Annotated in this window: 29 protein-coding genes; 17 read left to right on the plus strand and 12 right to left on the minus strand. The window is 68.0% G+C overall.

Going from position 1 to position 26,483, the window contains the following annotated elements:
* The first annotated feature begins 4 nt into the window (after positions 1-4).
* The 4 genes from IPM73_09440 to IPM73_09455 all read left to right on the plus strand — a co-directional run bounded on the left by IPM73_09440 (position 5) and on the right by IPM73_09455 (position 3,524).
* The gene (locus IPM73_09440) at positions 5-1,099 is read left to right on the plus strand and encodes a DUF748 domain-containing protein (protein MBK8918252.1); all 1,095 of its coding nucleotides are present in this window, start codon (positions 5-7) and stop codon (positions 1,097-1,099) included.
* Positions 1,100-1,153: 54 nt separating this feature from the next.
* Positions 1,154-1,771: a CDP-alcohol phosphatidyltransferase family protein gene (locus tag IPM73_09445; protein ID MBK8918253.1), complete on the plus strand. Its 618-nt coding sequence runs from the start codon at positions 1,154-1,156 to the stop codon at positions 1,769-1,771.
* Positions 1,768-2,400, plus strand: a complete 633-nt coding sequence (locus IPM73_09450; protein MBK8918254.1) for a 1-acyl-sn-glycerol-3-phosphate acyltransferase — start codon at positions 1,768-1,770, stop codon at positions 2,398-2,400. Before IPM73_09445 ends, IPM73_09450 begins: the two co-directional genes overlap by 4 nt.
* 179 nt (positions 2,401-2,579) lie before the next feature.
* Complete coding sequence (locus tag IPM73_09455; protein ID MBK8918255.1) at positions 2,580-3,524, plus strand: phosphatidate cytidylyltransferase; 945 nt, start codon at positions 2,580-2,582, stop codon at positions 3,522-3,524.
* A gap of 34 nt (positions 3,525-3,558) precedes the next feature.
* Here IPM73_09455 and IPM73_09460 read toward each other — a convergent pair whose 3' ends face one another.
* Positions 3,559-4,098 (minus strand): YaeQ family protein, encoded by a 540-nt coding sequence (locus tag IPM73_09460; protein MBK8918256.1) that lies wholly within the window; start codon positions 4,096-4,098, stop codon positions 3,559-3,561.
* Between the two features lie 97 nt (positions 4,099-4,195).
* Between IPM73_09460 and IPM73_09465 the strand changes: the two genes are divergently transcribed.
* The 4 genes from IPM73_09465 (at position 4,196) to IPM73_09480 (ending at position 6,656) form a co-directional block, all read left to right on the plus strand.
* On the plus strand, positions 4,196-4,753 hold the full coding sequence (locus IPM73_09465) for a DUF3617 family protein (GenBank protein MBK8918257.1): 558 nt from the start codon (positions 4,196-4,198) through the stop codon (positions 4,751-4,753).
* A 119-nt stretch (positions 4,754-4,872) separates the two neighbouring features.
* The gene (locus tag IPM73_09470) at positions 4,873-5,325 is read left to right on the plus strand and encodes a rhodanese-like domain-containing protein (protein ID MBK8918258.1); all 453 of its coding nucleotides are present in this window, start codon (positions 4,873-4,875) and stop codon (positions 5,323-5,325) included.
* Complete coding sequence (locus tag IPM73_09475; GenBank protein ID MBK8918259.1) at positions 5,322-5,531, plus strand: hypothetical protein; 210 nt, start codon at positions 5,322-5,324, stop codon at positions 5,529-5,531. Before IPM73_09470 ends, IPM73_09475 begins: the two co-directional genes overlap by 4 nt.
* A gap of 96 nt (positions 5,532-5,627) precedes the next feature.
* A complete protein-coding gene (locus IPM73_09480) occupies positions 5,628-6,656 on the plus strand; it encodes a class I SAM-dependent rRNA methyltransferase (GenBank protein MBK8918260.1) in 1,029 nt (342 codons plus the stop codon).
* A gap of 111 nt (positions 6,657-6,767) precedes the next feature.
* On the opposite strand, the gene ylqF is transcribed toward IPM73_09480, so the two are convergent.
* Positions 6,768-7,676 (minus strand): ribosome biogenesis GTPase YlqF, encoded by a 909-nt coding sequence (gene ylqF / locus IPM73_09485; GenBank protein MBK8918261.1) that lies wholly within the window; start codon positions 7,674-7,676, stop codon positions 6,768-6,770.
* A 152-nt stretch (positions 7,677-7,828) separates the two neighbouring features.
* On the opposite strand from ylqF, the gene IPM73_09490 reads away from it, so the two are divergent.
* Positions 7,829-8,185, plus strand: a complete 357-nt coding sequence (locus IPM73_09490; protein ID MBK8918262.1) for a hypothetical protein — start codon at positions 7,829-7,831, stop codon at positions 8,183-8,185.
* 106 nt (positions 8,186-8,291) lie between these two features.
* Here the strand turns inward: IPM73_09490 and IPM73_09495 are convergent, their stop codons facing one another.
* The 4 genes from IPM73_09495 to IPM73_09510 form a co-directional block, all read right to left on the minus strand.
* Entirely contained in the window at positions 8,292-9,866 is a 1,575-nt protein-coding gene (locus IPM73_09495) for a peptide chain release factor 3 (GenBank protein ID MBK8918263.1), read from the minus strand.
* A 47-nt stretch (positions 9,867-9,913) separates the two neighbouring features.
* Positions 9,914-10,648: a DUF2189 domain-containing protein gene (locus IPM73_09500; GenBank protein MBK8918264.1), complete on the minus strand. Its 735-nt coding sequence runs from the start codon at positions 10,646-10,648 to the stop codon at positions 9,914-9,916.
* A gap of 137 nt (positions 10,649-10,785) precedes the next feature.
* Positions 10,786-11,631 (minus strand): D-hexose-6-phosphate mutarotase, encoded by an 846-nt coding sequence (locus IPM73_09505; protein ID MBK8918265.1) that lies wholly within the window; start codon positions 11,629-11,631, stop codon positions 10,786-10,788.
* On the minus strand, positions 11,615-11,962 hold the full coding sequence (locus IPM73_09510) for a DUF3301 domain-containing protein (protein MBK8918266.1): 348 nt from the start codon (positions 11,960-11,962) through the stop codon (positions 11,615-11,617). Before IPM73_09510 ends, IPM73_09505 begins: the two co-directional genes overlap by 17 nt.
* Positions 11,963-12,055: 93 nt before the next feature.
* Between IPM73_09510 and IPM73_09515 the strand changes: the two genes are divergently transcribed.
* From IPM73_09515 to IPM73_09525, 3 genes are read left to right on the plus strand one after another with little or no spacing between them, the layout of a single operon-like run.
* Positions 12,056-13,582 carry a hypothetical protein gene (locus IPM73_09515; protein MBK8918267.1) on the plus strand — a complete coding sequence of 509 codons (1,527 nt, stop codon included), beginning with the start codon at positions 12,056-12,058 and terminating at the stop codon, positions 13,580-13,582.
* 11 nt (positions 13,583-13,593) lie between these two features.
* Positions 13,594-14,448 (plus strand): 23S rRNA (adenine(2030)-N(6))-methyltransferase RlmJ, encoded by an 855-nt coding sequence (locus IPM73_09520; protein ID MBK8918268.1) that lies wholly within the window; start codon positions 13,594-13,596, stop codon positions 14,446-14,448.
* Positions 14,445-15,110 carry a hypothetical protein gene (locus IPM73_09525; GenBank protein MBK8918269.1) on the plus strand — a complete coding sequence of 222 codons (666 nt, stop codon included), beginning with the start codon at positions 14,445-14,447 and terminating at the stop codon, positions 15,108-15,110. The genes IPM73_09520 and IPM73_09525 overlap by 4 nt, the downstream gene beginning before the upstream one ends.
* A 6-nt stretch (positions 15,111-15,116) precedes the next feature.
* On the opposite strand, the gene IPM73_09530 is transcribed toward IPM73_09525, so the two are convergent.
* On the minus strand, positions 15,117-15,470 hold the full coding sequence (locus IPM73_09530; protein ID MBK8918270.1) for a nucleotide pyrophosphohydrolase: 354 nt from the start codon (positions 15,468-15,470) through the stop codon (positions 15,117-15,119).
* 36 nt (positions 15,471-15,506) lie between these two features.
* Here IPM73_09530 and IPM73_09535 point away from each other — a divergent pair, with 36 nt between their 5' ends.
* From IPM73_09535 to IPM73_09555, 5 genes are all read left to right on the plus strand, one after another.
* Positions 15,507-16,028: a gamma carbonic anhydrase family protein gene (locus IPM73_09535; protein MBK8918271.1), complete on the plus strand. Its 522-nt coding sequence runs from the start codon at positions 15,507-15,509 to the stop codon at positions 16,026-16,028.
* 97 nt (positions 16,029-16,125) lie between these two features.
* Entirely contained in the window at positions 16,126-18,444 is a 2,319-nt protein-coding gene (locus tag IPM73_09540; GenBank protein ID MBK8918272.1) for an RNA-binding transcriptional accessory protein, read from the plus strand.
* Between the two features lies 1 nt (position 18,445).
* The gene (locus IPM73_09545; GenBank protein MBK8918273.1) at positions 18,446-18,793 is read left to right on the plus strand and encodes an ArsC family reductase; all 348 of its coding nucleotides are present in this window, start codon (positions 18,446-18,448) and stop codon (positions 18,791-18,793) included.
* A 28-nt stretch (positions 18,794-18,821) separates the two neighbouring features.
* Positions 18,822-19,700, plus strand: a complete 879-nt coding sequence (locus IPM73_09550) for an Hsp33 family molecular chaperone HslO (protein ID MBK8918274.1) — start codon at positions 18,822-18,824, stop codon at positions 19,698-19,700.
* Between the two features lie 144 nt (positions 19,701-19,844).
* Positions 19,845-21,176 carry a hypothetical protein gene (locus IPM73_09555; GenBank protein MBK8918275.1) on the plus strand — a complete coding sequence of 444 codons (1,332 nt, stop codon included), beginning with the start codon at positions 19,845-19,847 and terminating at the stop codon, positions 21,174-21,176.
* A 131-nt stretch (positions 21,177-21,307) separates the two neighbouring features.
* On the opposite strand, the gene IPM73_09560 is transcribed toward IPM73_09555, so the two are convergent.
* The 5 genes from IPM73_09560 to phbB form a co-directional block, all read right to left on the minus strand.
* Positions 21,308-22,714: an FAD-binding oxidoreductase gene (locus tag IPM73_09560; protein ID MBK8918276.1), complete on the minus strand. Its 1,407-nt coding sequence runs from the start codon at positions 22,712-22,714 to the stop codon at positions 21,308-21,310.
* Positions 22,711-23,586, minus strand: coding sequence for a patatin-like phospholipase family protein (locus tag IPM73_09565; protein MBK8918277.1), 876 nt, complete (start codon positions 23,584-23,586; stop codon positions 22,711-22,713). Before IPM73_09565 ends, IPM73_09560 begins: the two co-directional genes overlap by 4 nt.
* A gap of 92 nt (positions 23,587-23,678) precedes the next feature.
* Positions 23,679-25,013 carry a 30S ribosomal protein S12 methylthiotransferase RimO gene (gene rimO / locus IPM73_09570; protein MBK8918278.1) on the minus strand — a complete coding sequence of 445 codons (1,335 nt, stop codon included), beginning with the start codon at positions 25,011-25,013 and terminating at the stop codon, positions 23,679-23,681.
* Between the two features lie 3 nt (positions 25,014-25,016).
* Complete coding sequence (phaR, locus tag IPM73_09575) at positions 25,017-25,565, minus strand: polyhydroxyalkanoate synthesis repressor PhaR (GenBank protein MBK8918279.1); 549 nt, start codon at positions 25,563-25,565, stop codon at positions 25,017-25,019.
* Positions 25,566-25,721: 156 nt separating this feature from the next.
* Positions 25,722-26,465 carry an acetoacetyl-CoA reductase gene (phbB, locus tag IPM73_09580; GenBank protein ID MBK8918280.1) on the minus strand — a complete coding sequence of 248 codons (744 nt, stop codon included), beginning with the start codon at positions 26,463-26,465 and terminating at the stop codon, positions 25,722-25,724.
* Between the last annotated feature and the right edge of the window lie 18 nt (positions 26,466-26,483).

Genomic DNA, 26,483 nt, shown 5'->3' on the forward strand with positions numbered 1-26,483 from the left:
CGTCATGCGCCGCCTGCTCATCGCCCTTGCCCTCCTCGTCGCCCTCCTGGCCGTCGGGGCCGCAGTCGGGCTCCACTACGCCGCCGGCGCCCTGCGCGACAAGGTGCGCGAAGCCCTGGGGCCGGAAAGCGAAGTGGCCGACATCCGCCTGGGCTGGTCTTCGGTGGAGGTGACCGGGGTGCGGGTTCCCGCCCCCAAGGACTGGCCGGCGCCGGACGCCCTGAAGGCGGCGCGCATCGTCGTCGTGCCCGATTTCGACGCCCTCTTTTCCAGCCGCGAAGTGCGCATCCGGCGTATCGTGCTCGACGGCGCCTACCTGTCGGTCTATCGCACCCGCGAGGGCAAGCTGCGGCTGCTGCCCGGCATCCTGGAAAAGCCCGCCGCTGCAAAGGACGAGGCCAAGACCGGCGACGACCTCGCCGTCCGCATCGACGCAGTCGAGCTGAACGACGCCGCCCTGGAGCTTTTCGACGCCTCGGTGGCCAAGCCGCCCCATCGCGTGCGCCTGGAGGCCCTGCAGGCCCGCATCGGCACGCTGCGCCTGCCCCAGCTCGCCGGCCAGACCCGCCTGGACCTCAAGGGAAGCGTCAAGGGCGCCCGCCAGGACGGCAGTTTCACCGTGGCGGGCTGGATCGAGGTGGCGAGCAAGGATTCCGACATCGAAACCCACTTGAAGGGCGTCGACCTGGTGGGGCTCCAGCCCTATCTCATCAAGGCTTCCGAAACCGGCGTCCGCCGCGGCAGCCTGGACCTGGACCTCAAGGCCAGCGTCAAGCAGAACCGCCTGCACGCCCCGGGCACCCTGTCGGTGGCCAATCTGGAACTCGCCTCGGGCAAGGGCGCCACCGCCACCTTCATGGGCATGCCCCGGATGGCGGTCATCGGCATGCTCAAGGACAAGAACGAACGCATCACGGTCCGCTTCGTCCTGGACGGTCGTCTCGACGATCCAAAATTCTCGCTGAATGAAGCCTTCATGACCCGGGTGGGCGCCTCCATGGCCGAAACCCTGGGCATCAGCCTGGAGTCGGTGGCCAAGGGCGTCAGCAGCGCCACCCAGGGCATCGGCAGGAGTCTGGGCAAGCTATTCGGCCAGTAGGCGCCCGCAAAGCCCGTGCCATAATCCGCCGCGCCCCGCCCTTCTGAACCGCCCATGATTTCCGTCTACCAGCTCAAACCCCGCTTCCAGGCCCTGCTGCGGCCCGGCGTCGTGCGTCTGGCGGCGGCCGGCGTCACGGCCAACGGGGTCACGCTCCTGGCCATGGTCGTTTCCTGCGGCCTGGGCGCCCTGCTCTTCGTCTATCCCCGACCCGCGCTATTTCTGCTCCTGCCCCTGTGGATGTTCCTGCGCATGGCCCTGAACGCCGTAGACGGCATGCTGGCCCGGGAATTCGCGCAAAAATCCGCCCTCGGCGCCTACCTCAACGAACTCAGCGACGTGGTCTCCGATGCCGCCCTCTACCTGCCCTTCGTCCTGGTGGCGCCCTTCGGCTGGGGCAGCGTGGGGGCGATGATCTTCCTCGCCGCCCTGTCCGAAATGACCGGCGCCCTCGGTCCCCTGGTGGGCGCTCCGCGCCAGTACGACGGCCCCATGGGCAAGAGCGACCGGGCCGTGCTCTTCGGCGGCCTCGGCCTCTGGCTGGGGCTGACCGGCAGCCTGCCGGCCTGGTGCTTCTGGCTCCTGCCCGCCGCCGCGGCCCTCATGGCCCTCAATATCGTCAATCGCATCCGCAGCGGTCTGGCCCAGGCCGCTCCACGGACGTCCCCATGAGTTTACTCGGCCGCTGCACCGGCACCGCCATCGGCGGGCTTGCCCAGCTCATCACCGGGGTGCGCGCCCTGTGGCGCGGCTGCGTGCCGGAGGACCGCCTGCGGGTGTATTTCGCCAACCACAACAGCCACGTCGATTTCATCCTGGTGTGGGCTGCGCTGCCGCCGGATCTGCGGCGCCGCACCCGCCCCGTGGCCGGTGCCGACTACTGGCTGACGGACGCCCTGCGCCGATTCATCGTGCACGATGTCTTCAACGCCGTGCTGGTGGACCGCACCCGGGGCAGCCGAGAGGGCGGCCCCAACCCGGTGGAGCAGATGGCCGAGGCCCTCGCCGCCGGTGATTCCCTCATCATCTTTCCCGAAGGCACCCGCAATCTGAGCGATACGCCCCTGCTGCCCTTCAAGAGCGGCATCTACCACCTGGCCTGCCGGCGGCCGGACGTGGAATTCGTTCCCGTGTGGATCGAAAACCTGGGCCGGGTGATGCCCAAGGGCGCCCTGATTCCGGTGCCCCTCCTGTGCACCTTGAGCTTCGGCCAGCCCCTCACCCTGGCTGCGGGAGAGGACAAGGAAACCTTCCTCGCCCGCGCCCGGACCGCCATGCTGACCCTGGCGCCACCCGCCTGAGCCATGAACCAGAAAACCTCAGCCAGTCGCCTGTCGTTGCCCGGAGTGCCTTGTGCCCTGGCCCTCCGCGCCTTCCCGAAACGCATGCGCCCCGAGTGGCATCGCGACGAGCCCGCAGGCGCCTCCGGGCGGGCGAAGGGTGCGATCGGGCGCCGCGGTGCCGCCACAATCCAGTCCCCATGACCCCCCAAGAAACCGTCTTCGTCATCTTTGCCGGGGTGTTCGCCTGCCTGGCCCTGGCCAGCAGCGTCGCCTTCGTCCTGCGGCGGCGTCTCGCCCCGGAGGCCCCCACCGCCACCCTGGATAACCTGGACGCCCGCATCAAGGCCTGGTGGATCATGATCGGCTGCCTGGCGCTGGCTTTCTGGATCGGCCGCGCCGGCATCATCGCCCTCTTCGCCTTCATCTCCTTTCAGGGCCTGCGGGAATTCATCTCCCTCACCCATACCCGCCGGGGCGACCACCATGCCCTGGTGTGGAGCTTCTTCGTCTTCCTGCCCCTGCAATACGCCCTGGTCGCCATGGACTGGTACGGACTCTTTTCCATCCTGATCCCGGTCTATGCCTTCCTCCTTCTGCCCATGTCCTCGGCCCTGGGGGAAGACACCACCCGCTTTCTGGAACGTGCGGCCAAAGTGCAGTGGGGTCTGATGATCTGCGTCTATTGCCTTTCCCATGTGCCGGCCCTGCTCACCCTGCCCATCGCCGGCTTCGAGGGTCGCAATGCACTGCTGGTGGTCTTCCTGATCCTCACCGTGCAGGCCAGTGACGTGCTGCAGTACGTGTGGGGGAAGCTGTGCGGGCGCCACAAGCTGTCGCCCAACATCTCCCCCTCCAAGACCATAGAGGGCCTGGTGGGCGGCGTCCTCACCTCCACCGCCGTCGGCGCCGCCCTGTGGTGGATGACGCCCTTCCTGCCCTGGCAGGCGGCCCTGGTGGCCCTGGCCATCAACGTCATGGGCTTCTTCGGCGGCTTCGTCCTTTCCGCCATCAAGCGCGACCGCGGCATCAAGGACTGGGGCACCCTCATCGAAGGCCACGGCGGCATGCTCGACCGGGTCGACTCCCTGAGCTTCGCCGCGCCGATCTTCTTCCACATCGTGCGTTATTGGTGGGTGGCCTGAACCGGGGCGTCGTTCGCCCCGCCCTGCGGGACGATCAGCCCTGCAGCCGCTCCACCGCGATTTCCACACTGCGTCCTTCGTCCCCCAGCCAGACCACGCCTTCCTGTACCGTGCATTGCAGGCGCATGCTGCGCGCCGCCAGTGCCGCCAGGGCAGCGCTTTGCTCGGCGCTCAGGCGCAGCACGGCGAGATTGCCGTAGGCAGCCAGCGCGGCGCGGTTCTGCTGCCACCAGACATCCACCGCCTTGCCGCCGTAGGTCAGCACCACCGCGCGACGCGCCCGGTGGCTGGCCTTGCGCAGATCCCGCTCGTCGGGGAGGCCGACATCGATCCAGGTGAGCAGCGTGCCATCGGGCCCCACTTCGAGCAGATCGGCCTCGTCTTCCGTGGACAGCCCCCGCCCGAAAGTCAGGTCTTCACTGGCGTAGAGCGCGAAGGCCAGCAGCCGCACCATCATCCGCTCGTCGGTTTCCGAAGGGTGGCGGGCCAGGGTGAGGGTGTGGGACTGGTAATAGTGGCGATCCAGGTCGGAAACCTGGAGTTCGGCCTTGAAGACGGTTGCCTTGAGCGCCATGGAAACCTCGAAAAAAGGCAGGATTATCCCGGGTGCTGACGAAAACCCCAAAGGCCACTACGATGCGGGGCTTGTGCCATCCTCATCGGAGCCTGCCATGACTTCCCCCCGTCTCGCCCTCGCCACCGCCCTCACGGCCATCGCCTGCGCCGTCACCGCTGCCGACCTGCCCAAACGCAAATCCGGCCTGTGGGAGATGAAGACACAGATGGAGGGCGTTCCCTCCCAGGGGCCGATGCAGATGTGCGTCGACCAGGCCAGCGACAATCTGATGCGAGACGAAGGCAGCCGCCAGAAGCCCGACTGCCCGGTCATGCAGGTGACGCCCTCCGGCGGCAAGGTCACCCTGCACTCCGAATGCCGCGTGGAAAAATCCCTGGTCATCACCGACGCCGTCATCACTGGCGACTTCGACACCCACTACCGCAGCGACATGAAGATGCGCTACAACCCGCCCATGCACGGTCGGAGCGAGATGAAGATGGTCCAGGAGGCCCGCTGGCTCGGCCCCTGCAAGGCCGGCCAGAAGCCCGGCGACGTGATGATGCCCGGCATGCCCGGCGGCAAGATGAATACCCAGGACATGCAGCGCATGATGAACGACCCGGAAGTGCAGAAGATGATGCGCCAGCAGCGCCAGGGCGCCGGTTACTGAGCGTCCGGAACCCCCGCCGGCGATGCAGCGTGACCGCGGGCCCGTGAGAATTCCCGACGCCCCACGCTGTCCAACTTCCGTCGCCGGCACCGCCGGCCCCCTGCTCCCCGGAGAATGCCATGTCCCGCCTCACCCGCCTGCTGCTCGCCGCCCTCCTCGCCGCCACCGCTCTCTCCGCCCGGGCCGAAATCATCGACGTGGATAACGCCGAACTGGCCCGTCTGATGGCCGCCGGAGTCCCGGTCATCGACGTGCGCACTGCCGGAGAATGGGAAGAAACCGGCATCGTCCCCGGCAGCCGGCTCCTCACCTACTTCGACGACAACGGCAAGGCCGATCCCCCCGCCTGGCTGGCCAAGGCCCAGGCCTACGCCAAGGCTGGCCAGCCGGTGGCCGTCATCTGCCGCAGCGGCAACCGCACCAAGGCCGTCAGCCGTTACCTTTCCCAGGAAGCCGGCTACGCCAAGGTCTATAACGTCAAGGGCGGCATCAAGGCGTGGATCGCCGAGGGCCGCCCCACGGCACCCGCTGCCCAACCCCTGGCTGCCTGCCGCGCCGACAAGACCTGCTGATGCGGCAAGCAGCGGCGGCACGGCGCTGCGCAAGTTGCGAACGCTGGGGCGGAGAACGCACCGCCGCCCCGCCCGATGCCGTCGAAGTGGCGGCGGAGACCGCCACCGGCCCCTGCCGCGGTGGCCCCTGGGACGGTTCGGAACGCCGCGCCCGCTCCGCCTGCGGCCAATGGCTCCTGTGGTCGGCCATGAATCCCCGGCAATGAGGCCAGCGCTCCGGTAGAATCCAGGCCCTTCGGCAACCCCCTGCCGACCGGCGGCCACCCCAGGGACGATCGCTGCAACCGCCTCCCGGAGCCGCCATGGTCACGCCTGCCCCCACCGCCCTCACCGACTGCCTGGCCGCCGCCCTGGACCGCCGCGCCGACCTGATCGCCCGCCTGGAAGCAGAATCCACCACCGCCTACCGGCTCTTCCACGGCAGCACCGAAGGCATTCCCGGCCTCACCGCAGACCGCTACGGCGACCTGCTCCTGGTGCAGAGCTTCCATCGCCCCCTGGACGACGCCGAACTGGCCGCGCTGCAAGCGTTCTACGCCGCAGCCCAGCCCGCCCTGAGCCCCATCTACAACGACCGCAGCGCCGCCCACTCGCGCATCGCCAACGCCCTGACACCGGCCGCCCTGGCCCAGGCGGAAGCGGCGCGGGAATGCAGCGAAATGGGGCTGCGCTACACCATCCAGGCCCGCCATGCCGGCCAGGATCCCTGGCTCTTCCTCGACCTACGCGCCGGGCGGCGGCGGGTTATGGCCGAAGCCGGCGGCAAATCAGTGCTCAACCTCTTCGCCTACACCTGCGGGGTGGGCATCGCAGCCGCCCGGGGCGGTGCCCGTCACGTGGTCAACGTGGATTTCGCCGAATCCGCCCTCAAGGTCGGCAAGCACAATGCCCGCGCCAACGACTTGCCCATCCGCCTGCGCTTCGTCCAGAGCGACGCCTTTGCCGCCCTGCGCCAACTGGCCGGCATCGGCCAGCCGACCCTGGTGCGCGGCAAGCGCATGCCGGCCTTTCCCAAACTCGACCCGCATCAGTTCGACCTGGTCTTCCTCGACCCGCCCCCCTACGCCAAAAGCCTCTTCGGGGTAGTGGATGTGGTCAATGACTACGCCGCCCTGATGAAGCTCGCCCTGTTGTGCACCGTCCCCGGCGGCACCCTGATCTGCTGCAACAACGCCGCCCAGGTGGACCGCGACGTCTGGGCCGATCAGCTGCAGCGCTGCGCCGCCAAGATCCGCCGGCCGATCCGCGAGTTCGAATGGATTCTCCCGGAAGCCGACTTCCCCAGCCCGGACGGTCGGCCGCCCCTGAAGATGGCCCTGCTCAGGGTGTAGGGAGGCCGAAGGTAACTGCGCGCAAGCGCGAAAGCAGATGCAATCGCGGGGTGACACCGAACCCCAGCTCGCAAGGCCCCACCGCCCCCACCGAGGAAGGAAGGACAACGCTCATGCGCCCGCGCCATCGGCCTCGTGTTTTGCCAAGGCCTCAACGGCAACCGCCAGCCTCGCCTCCCGCCCCGCCGGCGTCTCCAGGCTGATACGCCCCAGGGCGCCGCTGCGGTAGTCGGTGATGAGGATGCCGGAAGCCTTTTCCCGATCCGGTTCGCCGCCGCGGCCCTTGACCAGACAGCCGCGCTTCCTGGCCACCCCTTCGAGCACCCCCACCGCGTCCAGGGACGCGGCATCGAGGCCGTAGCGGGCGGAGAGGCTCTGGGGGTATTGGGCGAGGAGAAAGCCGGCCAGCCAGGTGGCGACTTCTTCGTCGATATAGGCATTGATGCCCACCGCGTGGCTGGCGGCGAGCATGAGGCCGTCTTCCTCGTGTTCGATCTTGGGCCACATCAGGCCCGGGGTGTCGTAGAGGACGAGGCGGGAACTGATGTCGATGCGCTGCTGGCTCTTGGTCACCGCCGGCTGGTCGCCCACCGCCGCCACCTTCTTCTTGACCAGGGCGTTGAGCAGGGTCGATTTGCCCACGTTGGGGATGCCCATGATCATGAGCCGCAGGGGCTTCACCGCGTCGTTGCGATGGGGCGCGAGTTGCTGGGCCAGACCGGGAACGCGGGCCACGTCGGCGGGCTTCTTGCACGAAATGGCGACCGCCCGGACACCGGGCTGACGGCCGAAGTGGTCGATCCAGGCGCGGGTGGCGGCGGGGTCGGCGAGATCGGCCTTGTTGAGCAGTTTGAGGCAGGGGCGTTGGCGGAAGGCGCGCAGCTGGTGAATCATGGGATTGCTGCTGGCGGCAGGCAGGCGGGCGTCGACGACCTCGACGACCACGTCGGCCTGGGCGAGGGTTTCGGCCGCCTTCTTGCGGGCCGAGGTCATGTGTCCGGGGAACCACTGGATGCTCATGGGTCTTCGTAGTCCAAAAATTTGCCTTGTGCCGAAGGGAGATTATCCCCGTTCAACCGCGGGCTTACATCCTGTAGCAATGGCTCACAGGCCGGGCCGCCCGTCCTCCCTACTCTGGAGCCTGTTTCCAACGGCACCCCACGGAGATCGCCATGCACGCCCCCTTTGCCGCCGCCCTCATCGCCGCCCTGCTGACAGTGGGCGCCCTGCCCGCCAGCGCCTTTGCCCATGAGCGCGGCTGGCGGGACCACGACCATCACGACCGTCACGATCGCCATGGGCGCCAGCACCGCCACCACGGCCACGACCGCCCCTGGCACCACGCGCACCGACCGGCCTGGGCCTACGAGGCGCCGGTCGTCTATTCCCCGGCCTACGTCAGCCCGCAGCCGGTCTACATGGCGCCGCCCCCGCCGGTGGTCTATCGCCCGGCGTACCCGGTGTACCGTTCGGAACCGGCGATCACCATCGGCATCGGTATCCCGCCCCTGGTCATTCCCCTGCGCTAAGGGCGATGCTGTTCAGTTCATGCCTGTTGCAGCCCGCGATTTGCCGGGATCGCCCTGCGACAGGGCGAACGGGCTTGACCGCACGGCGGCGGCGGCGCCCAGGAGCTTAAGCCACTTCCCGGGCGTCCAGGAAGCGGAGCTTGGGATACTTCTCCTGCATCATGTTCAGATAGACGTTGTTGGGGGCCAGATAAACCGGATCGTCGGCGCCGTCCAGGGCCACGTTGGCACCGTAGCGGTCGGAAAGCTGCCGCAGTTCGGCCTCGTCGCCCCGAATCCAGCGCACCGTGGCGCAGTTGTAGGATTCGAAAATCACCTGCACGCCGTACTCGTTCTCCAGGCGGTGGGCGACCACGTCGAATTGCAGGATGCCCACGGCGCCCAGGATCAGGTCGTTGCCTGACAGCGGCCGGAAGAGCTGGGTCGCCCCCTCCTCGGCCAGTTGCTGCAGGCCCTTGTGCAATTGCTTGATCTTGAGGGGATTGGCAATGCGGGCCAGGCGGAAATGCTCGGGCGCAAAAGAAGGAATCCCGGTGAATTTGAGGTCTTCGCCCTCGGAAAAGGTTTCCCCCAGGCGGATGGTGCCATGGTTGGGGATGCCGATGATGTCCCCGGGGTAGGCCTCGTCCGTGGTACTGCGGTCCCGGGCCATGAAGGTGATGGCGTTATTGACCGCCAGCAGTTTGCCCCCGGCCACCTGCTTGACCTTCATGCCCCGCTCGAAGCGGCCGGAACAGACCCGCAGGAAAGCGATGCGGTCCCGGTGCTTGGGGTCCATATTGGCCTGAATCTTGAAGACGAAGCCGGAAAACCGGGCCTCGTTGGGCGCCACCGAGCGGCTTGCCGCCGGGCGGGCCAGGGGGGCCGGCGACAGTTCCACCACGGCGTCAAGCAGGGACTGGACGCCGAAGTTATTCACGGCCGAACCGAAGAACACCGGCGTCTGCCTGCCGGCCAGGTAGGCCTCGGCGTCGAAGGCGTGGGAGGCGCCGCGCACCAGTTCCACGTCGATGCGCAATTCCTCCGCCTGCTCGCCGATCAGCTCGTCCAGGCGCGGGTTGTCCAGGCCCTGGATGGTTTCGGCGGTGCCCTTCTCGGCCCGGGGATCGAAGAAACTGATGCTGTCGTCGTAGAGATGGTAGACGCCGCGGAAGCGCTTGCCCATGCCGATGGGCCACGTCATGGGGGCGCACTGGATCTTGAGTACGTCCTCGATTTCGTCCAGCAGATCGATGGGCGACTTCCCCTCCCGGTCCAGCTTGTTGATGAAGGTGAGGATGGGCGTGTCGCGCATGCGGCACACGTTGAGCAGCTTGATGGTCTGGGCCTCGACGCCATTCACCGAATCGATGACCATGACCGCCGAATCCACCGCGGTCAGGGTGCGGTAGGTGTCTTCCGAGAAATCCTCGTGGCCCGGGGTATCGAGCAGGTTGATCATGCATTCCTGGTAGGGGAACTGCATCACGGAGGAGGTCACCGAGATACCCCGCTGCTTTTCCAGTTCCATCCAGTCGGAAGTCGCATGGCGGCTGGCCTTGCGCGCCCGCACCTCGCCCGCCACCTGGATGGCGCCGCCGAACCACAGGAGCTTTTCGGTCAGGGTCGTCTTGCCCGCGTCGGGGTGGGAAATGATGGCAAAGGTGCGGCGGCGGGAGATTTCGTTGTCGAGGGGATTCACGGTGGGCGGGGAGGCGAAGCAAAGGGCGGCATTATACCGCCCACGCCTCAGGACTCCCGCGGCAAGGTCTCCCGGTACAGGGCACGGCTGGCGTAGGCGAGCCAGGGCAAGGTCAGGGGCAGGAGCGGCAGGAGCAGGATGCTGCCCATGACCAGGACGGAAAGCAGGATGCCCCAGAGCAGGGCCACCGGCAGCGATCCCAGGACGATGCGCACGCTCAGGGCCACCGCATTCACCAGGCCGACGCGCCCCTCGCACAGGAGGGGGACGGAAAAGGCGGCCACGGCGTAGAGCAGGAGCGCGAAGACGGCACCGGAAATGGCGCCCCATTTGAGGAAGCCGGTCACATTGGCGCTCGTGGGAATGAGGTCGGAGAGCCATACCGGGGTGCCGCCCACCATGTAGCTGTAGAGGGTCGCCACGTCGGTGATGAAAATCATGAACAGCAGGGCGCATACCAGGGCCACCACCCAGAGCCCCGTGTCGGCGCGGCGAAAACCGGCCAGCACCGCCGCCGCCCGGGGCTTCTCGCCGGCCTCCCAGGCCGAGGCGATGCCGAAGAATCCCGCCAGGATGGCCGGGCCTACCAGCATGAAGGCTCCGGCGGCAGCGATGACCAGAGGGGCGAGACCCAGCCCCAGCAGACCACCGATGATGAGCAGTCCGGCCAGGGTGAACAGCGCCGCGTAGGTGGTGCTGACGCCACGGGTGGCGCCGGCGAGGCGCCAGCCCGCGCCTAAAGCCCGCCCCAGGGCGGCGGTGGACAGGGGAACGATGGTCATGGAAGCACTCGCGGAGGGAAAGCCCGAGAGTCAAGCACAGCCCTGGGGGCCGCGCTCTAATGCACATCAAATTCGGGGAGGGGCAGGGCGTGAGGGGTCAAGGCTGCGGGGGCGGCCTTGCCTTCTTGGACGCGGGGTCACAGGGCGACCAGGGTCTGGCGCCCGGCCCAGGACTCGCCAGGGGCCAGGCTCACCGGGCGCTGGACGGCGGCGGCTTCGACGCAGAGCATGTGGCGCCAGCTCTCGGGGGCCATGTCCGGCAGGGCGGCACACTTGTCCACCCAGGGGTTCCACACCACCACATCGGCAAAGCCCTGGCCGTGGATGCCCAGGCTCAGGTTGCCGGCCTGCAGCAGGAGTGGCCGGGTCACATCGCGGTAAATGCGATCCACCTCGCCTTCCACGATGAGGTCCACCGCCCTCTCGCGCCCTTCGCCTCCCGCGACGCAATCCTCGTAAGCGCTGCCCCGCAAGCCCTCCAGGGTGATGTCTTCGACCTGGACGACGCGCAGATAGCTGTGCAGCGCCGCGGTGAAGGCCCAGGCCGTGGCGCCGGTGTTATCCACCGCCAGTTCCACGTCCAGACGGTCGGCCTCCAGCACCACCGTGACCTCGGCGCGAAAGCCGTGGGGCCAGAGGCGGCGGCTGGCCTCGTCGTCGCCGCAGGCCAGGGTGAGCAGGGCGAACGCTTCCGTCGCGCGGGTCTCCGCCGCTTGCCACACGACGTTGCGCACCAGGCCGTGCTTGGGCAGGGGGCCGCGGCCGGCAAACTGCGGAAAACAGACCGGAATGCCGCCCCGGATGGGCAGGCTGCCGTCGAAGCGCGCCCTGGGGGAAAGGAAAAGCCGTTCCCGGCCGTCCCCCGTCGTCCAGGACAGCACCTGCCCGCCGCGCCTGGCCACGACGGCCCCCGCGCCGCGGGGGCCCTCCAGGCGGAAGGCCTCGCAACCGCGGAAATCCACCGCCTCAACCTTCGTCGCCATGAGCTTCCTCCCTTTCGCACAGCACCAGTCGCGGCCGCAGATGCAGCATCTCGACTTCGTGTCCCAGGAGGGTCACGGCCCCGGCGCGCCGGTTGTCGCCGGTATCGCTGTACTCGAAAGCGTAGCAACGGCGCAGCCGCAGGCGCCCGCCATCGTCACGCCCCCATCGCACACTGCGGATGACTACGGTATCATCCAGGAACAGCATGTTTTCGGCATGACATGCTGTGCGGGCGGCGGTCACCGCAGCTTCCCGGGACTTGAGACTATCCAGCCAGAATGCCACCCCAGCAGCCGCAGCGATCAGGGCGATCAATTCGTACAAATCCATGATTTACCAAGCCTTCGGGGATGATAAATTCTCCACAGCCTGTTCCCGTGGCCCTCGCCGATAATGAGCTCCCGCCCACCCCCCGAAGTCCCCATGGAAACCGCCCTGCAATTCCTGCGCGACATCCTGCCCTTTGGCCGCGCAAATCCGCGGGACAAGGCCGTGGCGGAAATCCGCGAGGCCCTGGAGGGTCTGGCGACCCTGCCGGCGCAGAAGGCCGCGGCGGCGCTGGCCGGCGAGATCATCCCGGGAATCGCTCGCCATGGCAATCTCCACATGCGCGCCAGGCTGCTGGAAGAAGCCCGGGCCGCGGGAGAGCGGCCCCTGGCCGAGATCGAAACCCAGGTCGAACGGGCCCCCCTGCCCCTGTCGACTTCCGCCACCACCCTCGCCCTCGCCGCCGACAATCTCCTCAAGGCCCTGGCCGCGGCCTACACGGGTCTTGCCGCGAGCAGCGAGAAATTGCGCGTCGATTCCGGCCTGGCCCGCCTGCACACCGCCGCCCTGCAGCACGCCTGTGAAGTCGTTTTCCGCCGGCAGCAACTGGCCTATCGGGCCTACGCCATGCCCTCGGCGACCTCCTGGCAGATGCTGCACAAGCTGTACCGCCTCTCCCTCCGCAGCGGCAAGACCAATGGCAAGGGCAATCCCGTCGAGCCGCTCTACTGCACCACCCTGCTCCTGGCCGCCATCGACCCCACCAAATATCCCCGCGGCGCCCTGGACGCCCTGCGCAAGGCGGTGGAGAGCCTCGCCCCCCTGGGGCTGATTTTCGAGGCGAACGCCGATTTCCACATCCCCAAGTCCCCCGCGGGCCAGTTCGTCGTGCGGGGCGACGATGGCACTCCGGGACGCCCCCTCCTGCGCGCCCAGGGCACCGCTGCCCTGGCGGGCTGCCTGATCGTCGATTTCCGGCCCGTGCTGGCCATGCTCGACCGCCAGCTGCGCAAGCTCCCGGACGACGCGCCCAGCATCGCCCTGACCCTGCCCGAGGTTTTCGTACAGAGCATGCGCACCGCCCTGGGCAGCCACGCGGCGCGACGCTATTCCCGCACTCGCTTCAAGCCCCGCGCCGACCTGGCGGCAGGACTCGACGCGGTGATCGATTTCCTCAATGGCCGCGCCCTCTCCCGCCGCAGCACCGACCCCGCCCGTCGTGAACGTCACTGGCCCGTGGCCCTGAGCGAATGGTCCCTCATGGATGAAAGCCCCGAGGGCTTCGGCGTGCGCTATCTCAAGGGCGAGAAGTCCCGCCTCGAAGCGGGCGAGGTGGTGGCCCTGCAACCCCGCGAGAACAGCAAGCTGCACATCTGCATGGTTCGTCGCATCGCCACGACCGAGCAGCACCGTCTCGAACTGGGGCTCCAGGAGCTTTCGGGCCACGGTTTCGTCATCGACCTGCCGCAACCCGCGGTCTCCGTCGTCGAGCAGGCGGTCGTCATTCCCCGACTTCCTGGCCATGGCAACGGCGCCGGCCTCCTCGCCCGTCCGGGCAGCGTCAGCAGCGGACAGAAGCTTGTCCTGCAGGAGGGTGAGCGCGGCGTCTCCTACAGCGTGGGCGCCGCCCTGGAGCGCCACCCGCGGGTCGAGCTCTTCGCCCTGGAACCCCTGGCCGGGTAAAATCCCGGCCCATGCTCAGTTACCGCCACGGCTTCCACGCCGGCAACCACGCCGACGTCCTCAAGCACCTCGTCCTCGTCAGCACCCTCGCCCACCTCAATCGCAAGGAGGGCGCCTACTGGGTGGTCGATACCCACGCCGGCGCAGGCCAGTATGACCTGCGCGGCCCCCAGGCGGAAAAACTGGGGGAATTTCGCGACGGCATCGGCCGCCTGTGGGGCCGCGACGATCTTCCCGCCCCCCTCGCCGACTACCTGGCCCAGGTGTTGGCGGCGAACCCGGACGGACGCCTGGCCCGCTATCCGGGGTCGCCCTGGCTCGCCGCCCGGGCCCTGCGCGCCCAGGACCGGCTGCGGCTGTTCGAATTGCACAGCAGCGAAGTCCCCGCCCTGCAAGCCTGCTTCCGCGGCGCCGGCCGCCAGGTGAAGGTCACCGCCGGCGATGGCTTTACCGGCCTCAAGGCCCTCCTGCCGCCGCCGTCCCGCCGCGGCCTGGTGCTCATCGACCCCTCCTACGAAACCCGCGCCGACTATGGTGCCGTCCTCCAGGCCCTGAAGGACGGCCTCGCCCGCTTCGCCACCGGTATCTTCGCCGTCTGGTATCCGCTCCTGGCGCGCACCGAGGCGCGGGATCTGCCGGGCCGGCTGAGGCACCTGCCGGCGCGCCGCTGGCTCGACGTCAGCCTGAGCGTGGCGCCCCCCCGCGGCGACGGCCTGGGCATGCAGGGCAGCGGCATGTTCATCGTCAATCCTCCCTGGACCCTGGAAGCGGAATTGCGCCAGTGCCTCCCCTTCCTGGCCGCCACCCTGGGTCAGGAGGGCGCCGGCCGCTTCAGCCTGGACAGCCGCGAGGAAAAAGGCGAGTGAAGGGGGCAGCCGCCCCGGTGCCGGGCGGGCGGCCGTCCCCCACGCGCCTCGGCCTGCAAGCCGCCGGATTCCTGCTGCTGGTGGGGAGTCTGATCGTTCCCGGCCCGGCCAGGGCCCAGTTCGACGGCCAAGTCACGGCGCGGGAAGAGATGCCGCGGGAGGCCATGCGTCTCGCCGAACCGGCCCCCGACGAGGTCGCCCTGGTCATCAACGCCAACGCGGCCTTCGGCAACCACGCCGGCCTGTTCGCCGGCGCCCGCCTGAGCGACCCGGCCGGCAGTTACGTCGCCCTGCGCCGGCGCCAGCCGGACTGGCAGGCGAGCCTTGCCGATTACGTGCGTTTCCAGAGCAGCGACGGCACCCACATCCGGGTCTATCGTTTTCGCCTGGAGACGGAGGATTTCGCCGCGGTCACCGCCCGCCTGCCGGAGGCCGACCGGGCGGCGCCCCTCTTCTGCGCCACGGCGGTCCACAATGCGGTGGCCGGCATCGGTCCCTTCTCGCCCCTGGCCCTGGCCGGCTGGACCAGCCCGATTCGCGTCGCCACCCTGCTCGATCGCCTGGTCAGCGCCGGTGCGGGAAGCTGCGAACTGCCCGACGCCTCGCCCTGCCCCCCGCTGGAAGGCCCTGCCGAGGGCGCAGTGGCCCGCAGCGCACCATAAACCCCGCTACAGATCGGTGTACTTGGCCCGGCTGCCGCGGCTCTTGGCCACCGGGTACTTCTCGGCGTTCTTGACCAGTTTCCTGCGCGCCGCTTCGACGAGGTCGATGCCGGCCACATCGGCAATGAGCAGCAGGTAGAGCAGCACGTCGGCGCACTCGTCCCCAAGGGCCTCGGCGGCGGTCGGGTCGCCGGGCAGGGCGTCGATTTCCGCATCGAGTTTCCACTGGGTGAGTTCGAGCAGTTCCGCCGCCTCCAGATTGAGGGAGACGATGAGACTGCGCAGGGTGTGGAACTGGCGCCAGTCCCGCTCGTCCCGAAAGCTCAGGAGGGCGCGCCGCAGCGCATCGAGCTCGCTCAATTACAATCTCCCGCTCAACTTTGAGGAGCCCGCATCATGCCCATTTTCCGCATCGACGCAAAGTCGCCCGCCATCGACCCCTCGGCCTGGGTCGCCGCCAACGCCACGGTCATCGGCGACGTGCGCCTGGGGGCCGGTGCCTCGGTCTGGTGGAACGCGGTCCTGCGTGGCGACAACGATCCCATCACCATCGGCGCCCGCAGCAACATCCAGGACGGCTCCGTCCTGCACACCGACGAGGGCGTCCCCCTCACCCTGGGGTGCGACGTCACCGTGGGTCACATGGTCATGCTGCACGGCTGCACGGTGGGCGATGGCAGCCTGATCGGCATCGGCTCCATCGTCCTCAACCGGGCGGTCATCGGCCGCAGTTGCATCGTCGGCGCCAACACCCTCATCCCCGAGGGCAAGGTCTTCCCGGACCGGGTGCTCATCGTCGGCTCCCCCGGCAAGGTCATCCGCGAGCTGAACGACGAGGAAGTGCTACGCCTCAAGACCTCGGCGGAGCACTACGTGGGCAACGCCGCCCGTTACAGGGCTGGTCTGAAGACGCTCTGACGGCACTGGCCGAGCGGCCGTTCCGGCCCGCTTCCAGCCTTGTCATTTGCCGGCGGATTACGCATAGTTCGCCCTTTTTTTCGCTTCCCGGAAGTCCATGCTGCCTCCCATAGAACACCGTATCGCCGTCGAACTCGGCGTGCGCCCTGCCCAGGTCATCGCCACCATCACCCTGCTGGACGACGGGGCCACGGTGCCCTTCATCGCCCGCTACCGCAAGGAAATCACCGGCGAACTGGACGATACCCAACTGCGCAATCTGGAAGAACGCCTCAACTACCTGCGCGATCTGGAAGCGCGCCGCACCGCCATCCTGGCCACCATCGAAGAGCAGGGCAAGCTCACGCCGGAACTGAAAGCGGCCCTCCACGGGGCTGAAACCAAGCAGAGCCTGGAAGACCTGTACCTCCCCTACAAGCAGAAGCGCCGGACCAAGGCCCAGATCGCCCGGGAAGCGGGCCTCGAGCCCCTGGCCCTGGCCCTGCTGCAGGACCCGACCCTCAGCCCGGAGAGCGCGGCCGCGGGCTACCTCAACCCCGAGGCCGGCTTTGCCGACGGGCGGGCGGTCCTGGACGGCGCCCGCCAGATCCTCATGGAGAGATTCGCCGAAGATGCCCAGCTTCTGGGGGAACTGCGCGATACCCTGCAGGCCCAGGGCCAGGTGAAATCCGCCGTGGTCGAAGGCAAGGAGGCCGAGGGCGCCAAGTTCCGCGACTGGTTCGATTTCGCCGAAGCCATCACCACCATGCCCTCGCACCGGGCGCTGGCCCTGCTGCGAGGAAGGAACGAGGGCATTCTGGCCGTCGGCCTGGTGCTCGACTGCGAATTGCTGGAGGAAACCCCGCGCACGGCCCGCAATCCCTGCGAGCAACGCATCGCTGCCCGCTTCGGCATCCGGGACCAGGGCCGCCCGGCCGACAAATGGCTCGCCGACACGGTACGCTGGACCTGGAAAATCAAGCTTCACCCCCACCTGGAAGGGGAACTGATGAATGCCCTGCGGGAGCGGGCCGAGGAAGAAGCCATCCGCATCTTCGCCAGGAATCTCAAGGACCTGCTGCTGGCCGCCCCGGCAGGTCACCACGCGACCCTGGGCATCGATCCCGGCATCCGCACCGGCTGCAAGATCGCCGTGGTGGACGCCACCGGCAAGCTCCTGGAAACCGCCACCATCTACCCCCACGAACCGCGCAACGACTGGGAGGGTGCCCTGGCCACCCTGGCCCGCCTGGCTTCCCGCCACGGGGTAAGCCTGGTGGCCATCGGCAACGGCACCGCCAGCCGGGAGACCGACCGCCTGGTGGCCGAGCTGATGCAACGCCACCCGGAGGCCCGCCTGACCCGCATCGTCGTCTCCGAAGCCGGCGCCTCCGTCTATTCGGCCTCGGAGTTCGCCGCCCGGGAATTTCCCCAACTGGACGTTTCCCTACGCGGCGCCGTCTCGATCGCCCGGCGCCTGCAGGATCCCCTGGCCGAACTGGTCAAGATCGACCCCAAGTCCATCGGCGTCGGCCAGTACCAGCACGACGTCTCCCAGACCAAACTGGCCCGCAGCCTGGACGCCGTGGTCGAGGATTGCGTCAATGCCGTCGGGGTCGACGTCAATACGGCTTCGGTTCCCCTGCTTTCCCGCATTTCCGGGCTGAACGCCGGCCTGGCCGCCAACATCGTCACCCATCGCGACACCCACGGCGCCTTCAAGACCCGCGACGCCCTGAAGGCCGTCCCCCGCCTGGGCGACAAGACCTTCGAACAGGCGGCGGGCTTCCTGCGCATCCCCGACGGCGACAACCCCCTGGACGCCTCGGCCGTCCATCCGGAAGCCTATCCGGTGGTGGAAAAAATCCTGGTCGATCTGAAGAAGCCCCTGCGGGAAGTCCTCGGCAGCGGCCTTGCCAAGCGTGTCGACGCCCAGCGCTACGCGGACGAGCGCTTCGGCCCCATCACCGTGCAGGACATCCTGCGGGAACTGGAGAAACCTGGCCGCGACCCGCGCCCCGAATTCAAGACCGCCACCTTCGCCGAAGGGATCGAGACCCTGAAGGATCTCAAGCCCGGCATGATCCTGGAAGGCGTGGTCACCAACGTGGCCGCCTTCGGCGCCTTCGTCGATATCGGCGTGCATCAGGATGGCCTGGTCCACGTTTCGGCCCTTTCGAGCACCTTCGTCAAGGATCCCCACGCGGTGGTCAAGGCCGGCCAGGTGGTCCGGGTCAAGGTGCTGGAAGTGGACTTGCCGCGCCAGCGGATTTCGCTGACGATGCGCCTGTCAGACGATCCGGCAGCCGCCCGTCGGGGCGAGCCGACTTCCGGCCCCCACCACTCCCCTACCCTTCAGCGCAGCCCGTCGCGCCCCAGCACCCCGCCCCCCGGCGGCGGCACCATGGCAGCGGCCTTCGCCAAGTTGAGGAAATGAAATGGTCCGCCTCTACGGCATCAAGAACTGCGACACCATGAAGAAGGCCTTCGCCTGGCTGGAGGCCCATGGCGTGGCCTACGATTTCGTCGATTACAAGAAGGCCGGGGTGGCCGAAACCCATCTGGCAGACTGGAACCGGAGGGCGGGCTGGAAAATCCTCCTCAACACCCGCGGCCTCATGTGGAAGAAACTCGACGACGCCGAACGGGCCGACGTGGACGAAGCCAAGGCCCTGCGCCTCATGGCCCGCACGCCGGCGCTCATCAAGCGGCCGGTCCTCGACGCGGGTGGGACGCTCCTGGTGGGCTTCGACCCGGAAACCTACGCCAGAACCTTGTTCCCATGACCCCGACACCCCTCCCTCTTCCAAGACCATGAACGATCGCTTCCAACGTTTCCTCTTCGAAGGACTCGACGTCCGCGGCGCCTGGGTACGCCTGGAGGATTCCTGGCAGAAGCTGCAGCAAGACCGGGGCTACGCGTGGCCCGTGGCGGCCCTGCTGGGGGAACTGGCCGCGGTCACCGTCCTGGTGGCAGGCCAACTGAAACAGCCGGGCCGCCTCACCCTGCAATTGCAGGGCGAAGGCCCCATCCGCCTGCTGGTGGTCGATTGCGACGAGAGCCTACGCCTGCGGGGCATGGCCCGCAGCGACCCGCAGGTGGACCCTGCCCCGGCACCACAGCTTCTCGGCGCCGACTGCGGCGGGCGCCTGCTGCTCAGTCTCGACCTGCCCACGGCCCGCCAGCCTTACCAGAGCTTTGTCCCCCTGGTCGGCGAGGGCATAGGCGCCATCTTCGAGCACTACCTGGAGCAGTCCGAGCAACAGCCGTCGCGCCTCTTCCTTGCCGTCTCGCCCCAGGCGGTCAGCTGCCTCTTCCTGCAAAAGATGCCCGAGGCGGACCGTTCCGACCCGGACGGCTGGCGGCGCGTCACCGCTCTTGCCGAGACGGTCAAACCCGAGGAACTGCTGGGTCTCGACGCCGCCGCGCTGTTGCAGCGCCTGTTCCACGAGGACATCGCCACCCGGGGCGTCCGGCTTTTCGACCCGGTGGCGGTGAGCTACCACTGCCCCGAGGACTGGGACAAGGTGCGCAACGTGATCCTCAGCCTGGGCCGCGCGGAAGCCGAAGCCCTGGTACGGGAGCGGGGCGCCATCGTGCTGCGGGACGACATGTGCCACCGCGAGTACCGCTTCGCGCCCGAGGACATCGCCGCCCTCTTCACCGCGGCCGATCCCCCGACCCTGCATTGACCGCCACCGATCGCTCCCCGCAATGATGCGCGACCAAGCCCCCCACGCTGGCCTCCCCCCCTCGGCCTCCGCCACGCTGCTCGCGGGGGAGCCGACGAAGGCCCCGTGCGTCGTGCGCCCTGACTTCCCTGGTTCTGGCCCACGATGAACGACACCGCCATCCTCGCCCGCCAGACCGACCTGCTCTACCGCAATACGGCCCTGGGGCAGCTTCTCACGCTGTTCAATGCCACGCTCCTCACCATGCTGTGGAAGGACGCGGTGGGCGCGGGTCCGGCATTCGTCTGGTGGGGACTGGCGCTGCTGGTGGCCGGGGGCCGCATCGTCCTGGCACGACGCTACCTGGAGCACGCCGATGCCGCCGCCCTGAATCCAGAGCCCTGGCTGCGACTCGCGGTGATCGGGGCGGGAACCGCCGGCCTCCTGTGGGGGGCGGGCGCTCTGCTCTTCATGCTGGGGGGCGACCATGGCCGATTGTTCTTTACCGCTTTCGTCATGGCGGGGATGACCGCCGGAGCGGTACCCTTCCTGGGGGCGCACCGCACGGCCTTCCGGGTCTATGCCTGGCCCGTCGTCGTCGCCACCCTGTGCGCCGGCGCCGGGACCGATTTGCTCCACGCCGCCTTTACCTTGATGAGCGCGGCCTTCCTCTTCGGCGTTACCCGCAGCGCCGACCGCTTTCACGACACCTTGCGCGAAACCCTGCGCCTGGAGCACGAAAAGGACCGTCTCCTGGCCGATCTCACCGCCGCCAGGATTCGCGCCGAGGCTTCGGCCCAGGCCAAGGCCCGCTTCCTCGCCAGCATCAGCCACGAACTGCGCACGCCCATGAACGGCATCATGGGCATGGCAGACCTGCTGGCCGGCGAGGGCCTGACCCCGGGTCAGCGCGAACTCCTCACGCCCCTGCGGGAATCGGCCCAGGAGCTGCTGGGCAAGATCGAGAACATGATCGAACTGTCGGACCTCGAAGTGGGGCAGATCACCCTGCATCCGACGCCCTTCAGTCTGGCGGAACTGCTCCCGGCCATCCTCGGTGACCTGGGCCGCGCCGCCCAGACCAAGGGGCTCGACTTCGCCATGGTGCAGGACGAGGACCTGCCCGAGGTGGTGGTGGGCGACCTGGACAAACTGCGCAAGGTGCTGCGCCATCTGGTGCACAACGCGGTGAAATTCACCGAAATAGGCACGGTCCGGGTCACCGTGAGCCGCGGCAGCTTCGACGAGCATAGCCTGCGCCTGAGCTTCGTGGTCCAGGACAGCGGACCCGGCATCCCGGCCGCGGAAATCCCCCATCTGTTCGAAGTCTTCACCCATGGTCACGAATCCGCCGGCCATCCCAGCCGGGGCGTCGGCGTCGGTCTTCCCATCGCCCACCGGCTCAGCGAAGCGATGGGCGGCAGCATGAAGCTTGCAAGCGAAGTCGGCACGGGTACCACCGTGCGCCTGGAACTTCCCCTGGGTCTGCCCCAGTAGTGCGAAGAACACGTCGTGCGCCCTTCCCTCCGCGCCCGCGGGGGGGCAAGCTGGCCCCGGAAAGGGGCCGACAAACCTAAGCGCTTCCCTCCGCGCCCGCGGGGGGCAAGGGAGAGGGACGCAATCCCCGCCTACAGCACCTTGCCCGGGTTCATCAGGCCCCGCGGGTCCAGCGCGGCCTTGACGCTGGCCATCAGGGCGAGTTCGACCTCGCTCTTGTAGCGGCGGATTTCATCGCGCTTCAATTGTCCCAGCCCGTGCTCGGCGGAAATGGAGCCCCCCAGGTCATGGACGAGATCATGCACGCACCGGTGGACCTCCTCCTGGCGCGCGACGAAGGCGGCGTTTCCCTCCGCCTCGGCGCGGGAGAGGTTGTAGTGCAGGTTGCCGTCTCCGACATGGCCAAAGGCGACCACCCGTAGCCCGGGAAAGGTGGATTCGACGAGGGCGCCCGCCCGGGCGAGAAACTCGGGAATTCGGCTGACCGGCACGGCGATGTCGTGCTTGATGCTGACGCCCTCGATCTTCTGGGCTTCGGAAATGCTTTCGCGCAGATGCCACAGCGCCTGGGCCTGGGCTGCCGACTGGGCGATGGCGGCGTCGCCGACCAGCCCCTTTGCGAGGGCCCCGGCCAGCCAGGCCTCCAGATCGGCCACCAAGGGGGCCGCCCCGTCGACGGCGGACACCTCGGCCAGAACGTACCAGGGCGCGACAGCCGTGGGGCGGCGAGCGCCCGGGATATGGCGCATCACCAGAGCCAGGGCGGCTTCCGACACCAGTTCGAAGGCCGTCAGTCGGGCGTCGAAGGCCTGCTGAGCCCCGGCCAGCAGCGCCACCGCCGCCTCGGGATGAGGCAGCTTGATCCAGGCGGTGGCCTGAACCGCCGGACGGGGGAAAAGCTTGAGCGAGGCGGCGGTGATGATGCCCAGGGTTCCCTCGGCGCCGATGAAGAGTTGCTTCAGGTCGTAGCCCGTGTTGTCCTTTCTCAGCGCCCGCAGGCCATTCCACAGGCGGCCGTCGGGCAGCACGGCCTCGATGCCGAGGACCAGGTCCCGGGCGGTGCCGTAGCGCAGCACCTGTACCCCCCCGGCGTTGGTGGACAGGTTGCCGCCGATCTGGCAACTGCCCTGCGAGGCGAGGGAAAGCGGGAACAAACAACCCACCGCCGCCGCCGCATCCTGGATCGCCGTCAGGGTGCAGCCGGCTTCCGCCGTCAGGGCGCGATTGGCGGCATCGACCGTGCGCAGCCGGTTGAGGCGTCCCAGGGTGATGAGCACCGCGTTGCCGTCGGGGGCCGGCGTGGCCCCGCCACACAGACCGGTGTTGCCCCCCTGGGGCACCATGGGGACGCCGGCCGCGGCGCAGGCGCCTACCACGGCCGCCACTTCGTCCGTGGTGCCCGGGCGCACGACGCAGCGCGCCGCGCCGCGGTAGCGTCCCCGCCAGTCGGTGAGGTAGGGGGCGAGTTCTTCGGGCCCGGTGAGTACTTGGGCCGGGCCCACCAGACACGCCAGGGAGGCGACCAGATCGGCACTCATTCCAGGTAGCTTTCCAGCAAGGGCAGCATGTGCTCGGTGGCCTTGCGCCCCACGGCGATGGCTTCCGCCGCCCGGTGGTAGTCCAGGAGGCCCATCTGACCCAGGCGTGGGGCAATCAGCACATCGGCCGGTTCGCCCGCCAGGCGCGAGCGGGCGATGCGCCCCTGCATGATGGCGATGCTGTTGGCCAGCACGTCGGCCAGGGAGGGGCGAAAGGCTCCGCTCGCCTCGCCAGCGCCCCGGCCCAGCCAGCGCCCGACCCGCTGCCGCCAGCCCGGCGGGCGGCCAGCCCCTGCTTCGGCCTGGCGGTAGCGCTGATGGACGACGTCGGTTCCCAGGTCGACGGCAATGACGATGTCGGCGTCGAGAGCCCGGCACAGCGAGACCGGAACGGGATTGACCAGGCCGCCATCGACCAGGTGCCGGTCACTGATGAGCTGAGGGGCGAAGAGCCCGGGCAGGGCGATGGATGCGCGCACGGCGTCGGCCACGGCGCCCTCCCGCAGCCAGACTTCCCGGCCGCTCGCCAGGTCGGTGGCGACGCAGGCGAAGGGGCGTTCCAGGTCATCGAAGGCGTTGTTGAGGAAGGTCTGGGCGGCAAAGGCCAGCAGTTTTTCGCCCTTGATGAGCCCCCCCGCCAGGGTGACGTCGAAATAGCCCAGCACATCCCGCCGGCCGAGGCCCCGGGCCCAGGCTTCCAGCTTGTCCAGGTCGCCCGAGGCGTAGGCAGCGCCAACGAAAGCGCCGATGGAGGTGCCGCACACCACGTCGGGCTCGATACCCGCTTCCTGCAAGGCCCGCAGGACACCGATGTGGGCCCAGCCCCGGGCGGAACCCGATCCCAGCGCGATGCCGATGCGCGGCCGGGACATGGCGACCTAACGCGGCGAAGCTGCAGCCCCGCTCGCACCCTTCGCCCGCCGTGCGGGAGCGGGGCCGGGGGAGGGAAGGGGCGGGGTGGCGCTCATCGGGGCCGCCCCGCATCCAGCGGCTCGGCGTAGAGATCGTGGGTATCGGCGTCCACCACCCGCACCTTGAGGAAGTCCCCCGGTTCGGCGTCGAAGAAACCGTCCAGGTAAACGAGGCCGTCGATTTCCGGAGCGTCGGCGCGGGAACGGGCGATGACGCCTTCCTCGTCCACCGCATCGACCAGCACCTCGATTTCGCTGTCGATGCGGGCGGCAAGCTTGTCGGCGCTGATGTCCTCCTGCACCTGCAGGAGCCAGCGGCGGCGATCCTCGCGCACGTCTTCCGGCGGCAGGTCCGGCAGGGCATTGGCCCGGGCGCCTTCCACCGGCGAGTAGGAAAAGGCGCCGACGCGGTCGAGCTGCGCATCCTCGATGAACTGGATCAACTGGTCGAAATCGGCGTCGGTCTCGCCGGGGAAGCCGGTGATGAAGGTGGAACGGATGACGATCTCGGGACAGATTTCCCGCCAGCGGCGGATGCGCTCCAGGGTGTTCTCGGCGCTGGCCGGCCGCTTCATGGCTTTGAGGATCTTCGGGCTGGCGTGCTGGAAGGGCACGTCGAGGTAGGGCAGGAGCTTGCCCTCGGCCATGAGAGGAATGACCTCGTCCACCGAGGGATAGGGGTAGACGTAGTGCAGCCGCACCCAGATGCCGAACTGGGCCAGGGCCTCGCACAGCTCCTTGAGCCGCGTCCTGACCGGACGGCCGCCCCAAAAGCCGGTACGGTACTTGAGATCTACGCCGTAGGCGCTGGTGTCCTGGGAGATGACCAGGATTTCCTTGACCCCGGCCCGGGCCAGGCTCTCGGCCTCGGCCAGCACGTCGCCCACCGGGCGCGAGACCAGCGGTCCGCGCAGGGAGGGGATGATGCAGAAGGTGCAACTGTGATTGCAGCCTTCGGAAATCTTGAGGTAGGCGAAGTGGTCCGGCGTGAGCCGCACGCCCTGTTCCGGTACCAGATCGGTGAAGGGGTCGTGGGGCTTGGGCAGATGAGCATGGACGACGCCCATCACTTCGTCGGCCGCATGGGGACCGGTCACCGCCAAGACCGCAGGGTGGGTCTGGCGCACGATGTCGCCCTTGGCCCCCAGGCAGCCGGTGACGATGACGCGACCGTTCTCGGCCAGGGCTTCGCCGATGGCGTCCAGGGATTCCTCGACCGCGGCATCGATGAAGCCGCAGGTGTTGACCACCACCAGGTCGGAATCCTCATAGGAGGGCGAAATCAGATAGCCCTCGGCCCGCAGCCGGGTGAGGATGTGTTCGGAATCGACGGTGGCTTTGGGACAGCCGAGGGAGACGAAGCCGACTTTCGGCGGGTTCGCGGCCACGGCCTACTTGGCGCCGTCCTCCGGCTTCTTGAAGGGGAAGCCGGGGAACATGTTGCGGGTCTGGCTCTGGAGCTGATCCTGCATCTGCTGGAACATCTTGTTCGACTGATCCATGTAGGCCGACATCATGGTCTGCATGGCCGGCTGCTGGAAATTGAGGAACTGGTTCCAGATGTCGGCTTGCACCTGGGTGTTGTCACCGTACATGGGCCGTGTCTGCTCCTGCATCTTGGTCTGGAACTCGACGAAGGTCTTCATGTTGTTTTCCAGGTACTTGCCCAGCATGCCCTGCATGGCGTTGCCGTAGAAGCGGATGAAGCCCGAGAGCAATTCGCAGGAAAACAGCGGCACCCCGCCGGTTTCCTCTTCCAGGATGATCTGCAGCAGGATGCTGCGGGTGAGGTCTTCATTGCTCTTGGCATCGACGACCTTGAAGACTTCGAACTTGAGGACCAGTTCCTTCACGTCGCCCAGGGTGATGTAGGCGCTGGCCTTGGTGTCGTAAAGGCGACGATTGGGGTACTTCTTGATGAGCCGGACGGGTTCGGACATGCCGTGCATCCTCGGGAATCTGGTCTAGGAAATTCGCTGCTGCGAGGGTAATGCCAAAGCGGTAGACGCACCAGGCTAGTGCGGTGCAGCATTGTAGCCCAAAAAACAGGCGCCCGGAGGCGCCCGTTATTGATGCAGCGCAAGAAAAACCGCTGCTTACTGGTAGTACAAGCCACCGTTGATGTTCAGGGTGGCACCGGTCATGAATCCGGCCAGATCGGAGGCCAGGTACACGCAGGCAGCGCCCATTTCCTCAGGCTTGCCCAGACGCTTCATGGGAACGCCGTCGATGATGGTCTGCAGGATTTCAGGCTTGATGGCCATGACCATCTTGGTGGCGATGTAGCCCGGAGTGATGGCATTCACGGTCACGCCCTTGGCAGCCAGCTCGGCGGCCAGGGCCTTGGTGAAGCCGATGACGCCGGCCTTGGCGGCGGAGTAGTTGGTCTGGCCGGCCTGGCCCTTGACACCATTCACCGACGAGATGTTGACGATGCGACCCCAGCCGCGCTCGGCCATCTTGGCGGAAACCTGCTTGGTCATGTTGAACAGGCTGGTCAGGTTGGTGGAGATGACGGCATCCCACTGGTCCCGTTCCATCTTGGCGAACATGCGGTCGCGGGTGATGCCGGCGTTGTTGATGAGGATGTCGATGGGGCCGGCGGCGGCTTCGCCTTCGGCAACCATGCGCTGGCAGTCTTCCAGGGAGGAGACGTCGCCGGCGACGCAGACAAAGCCGGAGAAGCCGGCGGCTTCCTGTTCCTTCAGCCACTCATCCTTGTTATCGAACTGGGGATGGTAAGCGGCGACGATCTTGTGACCCGCCTTGGCGAGTTCCTGACAAATGGCAGTTCCGATACCCCCCATGGCACCGGTGACGAGAGCAACACGTTGCGTCATTTTGATTCCTTCCTGTTT

This window comes from Betaproteobacteria bacterium (assembly GCA_016720065.1).
Lineage (GTDB): Bacteria > Pseudomonadota > Gammaproteobacteria > Burkholderiales > Rhodocyclaceae > SSSZ01.

Coding starts and splice junctions, on each gene's coding strand:
- IPM73_09555 (MBK8918275.1), top strand. CDS start 19,845: ATGAACGACACCGCCATCCTCGCCCGCCAGACCGACCTGCTCTACCGC.
- IPM73_09470 (MBK8918258.1), top strand. CDS start 4,873: ATGTCCCGCCTCACCCGCCTGCTGCTCGCCGCCCTCCTCGCCGCCACC.
- phaR (MBK8918279.1), bottom strand. CDS start 25,565: ATGTCCGAACCCGTCCGGCTCATCAAGAAGTACCCCAATCGTCGCCTT.
- IPM73_09455 (MBK8918255.1), top strand. CDS start 2,580: ATGACCCCCCAAGAAACCGTCTTCGTCATCTTTGCCGGGGTGTTCGCC.
- IPM73_09545 (MBK8918273.1), top strand. CDS start 18,446: ATGGTCCGCCTCTACGGCATCAAGAACTGCGACACCATGAAGAAGGCC.
- IPM73_09480 (MBK8918260.1), top strand. CDS start 5,628: ATGGTCACGCCTGCCCCCACCGCCCTCACCGACTGCCTGGCCGCCGCC.
- IPM73_09500 (MBK8918264.1), bottom strand. CDS start 10,648: ATGACCATCGTTCCCCTGTCCACCGCCGCCCTGGGGCGGGCTTTAGGC.
- IPM73_09520 (MBK8918268.1), top strand. CDS start 13,594: ATGCTCAGTTACCGCCACGGCTTCCACGCCGGCAACCACGCCGACGTC.
- IPM73_09465 (MBK8918257.1), top strand. CDS start 4,196: ATGACTTCCCCCCGTCTCGCCCTCGCCACCGCCCTCACGGCCATCGCC.
- IPM73_09535 (MBK8918271.1), top strand. CDS start 15,507: ATGCCCATTTTCCGCATCGACGCAAAGTCGCCCGCCATCGACCCCTCG.
- ylqF (MBK8918261.1), bottom strand. CDS start 7,676: ATGAGCATCCAGTGGTTCCCCGGACACATGACCTCGGCCCGCAAGAAG.
- IPM73_09565 (MBK8918277.1), bottom strand. CDS start 23,586: ATGTCCCGGCCGCGCATCGGCATCGCGCTGGGATCGGGTTCCGCCCGG.
- IPM73_09440 (MBK8918252.1), top strand. CDS start 5: ATGCGCCGCCTGCTCATCGCCCTTGCCCTCCTCGTCGCCCTCCTGGCC.
- IPM73_09550 (MBK8918274.1), top strand. CDS start 18,822: ATGAACGATCGCTTCCAACGTTTCCTCTTCGAAGGACTCGACGTCCGC.
- IPM73_09505 (MBK8918265.1), bottom strand. CDS start 11,631: ATGGCGACGAAGGTTGAGGCGGTGGATTTCCGCGGTTGCGAGGCCTTC.
- IPM73_09560 (MBK8918276.1), bottom strand. CDS start 22,714: ATGAGTGCCGATCTGGTCGCCTCCCTGGCGTGTCTGGTGGGCCCGGCC.
- IPM73_09450 (MBK8918254.1), top strand. CDS start 1,768: ATGAGTTTACTCGGCCGCTGCACCGGCACCGCCATCGGCGGGCTTGCC.
- phbB (MBK8918280.1), bottom strand. CDS start 26,465: ATGACGCAACGTGTTGCTCTCGTCACCGGTGCCATGGGGGGTATCGGA.
- IPM73_09445 (MBK8918253.1), top strand. CDS start 1,154: ATGATTTCCGTCTACCAGCTCAAACCCCGCTTCCAGGCCCTGCTGCGG.
- IPM73_09540 (MBK8918272.1), top strand. CDS start 16,126: ATGCTGCCTCCCATAGAACACCGTATCGCCGTCGAACTCGGCGTGCGC.
- IPM73_09490 (MBK8918262.1), top strand. CDS start 7,829: ATGCACGCCCCCTTTGCCGCCGCCCTCATCGCCGCCCTGCTGACAGTG.
- IPM73_09510 (MBK8918266.1), bottom strand. CDS start 11,962: ATGGATTTGTACGAATTGATCGCCCTGATCGCTGCGGCTGCTGGGGTG.
- IPM73_09460 (MBK8918256.1), bottom strand. CDS start 4,098: ATGGCGCTCAAGGCAACCGTCTTCAAGGCCGAACTCCAGGTTTCCGAC.
- IPM73_09515 (MBK8918267.1), top strand. CDS start 12,056: ATGGAAACCGCCCTGCAATTCCTGCGCGACATCCTGCCCTTTGGCCGC.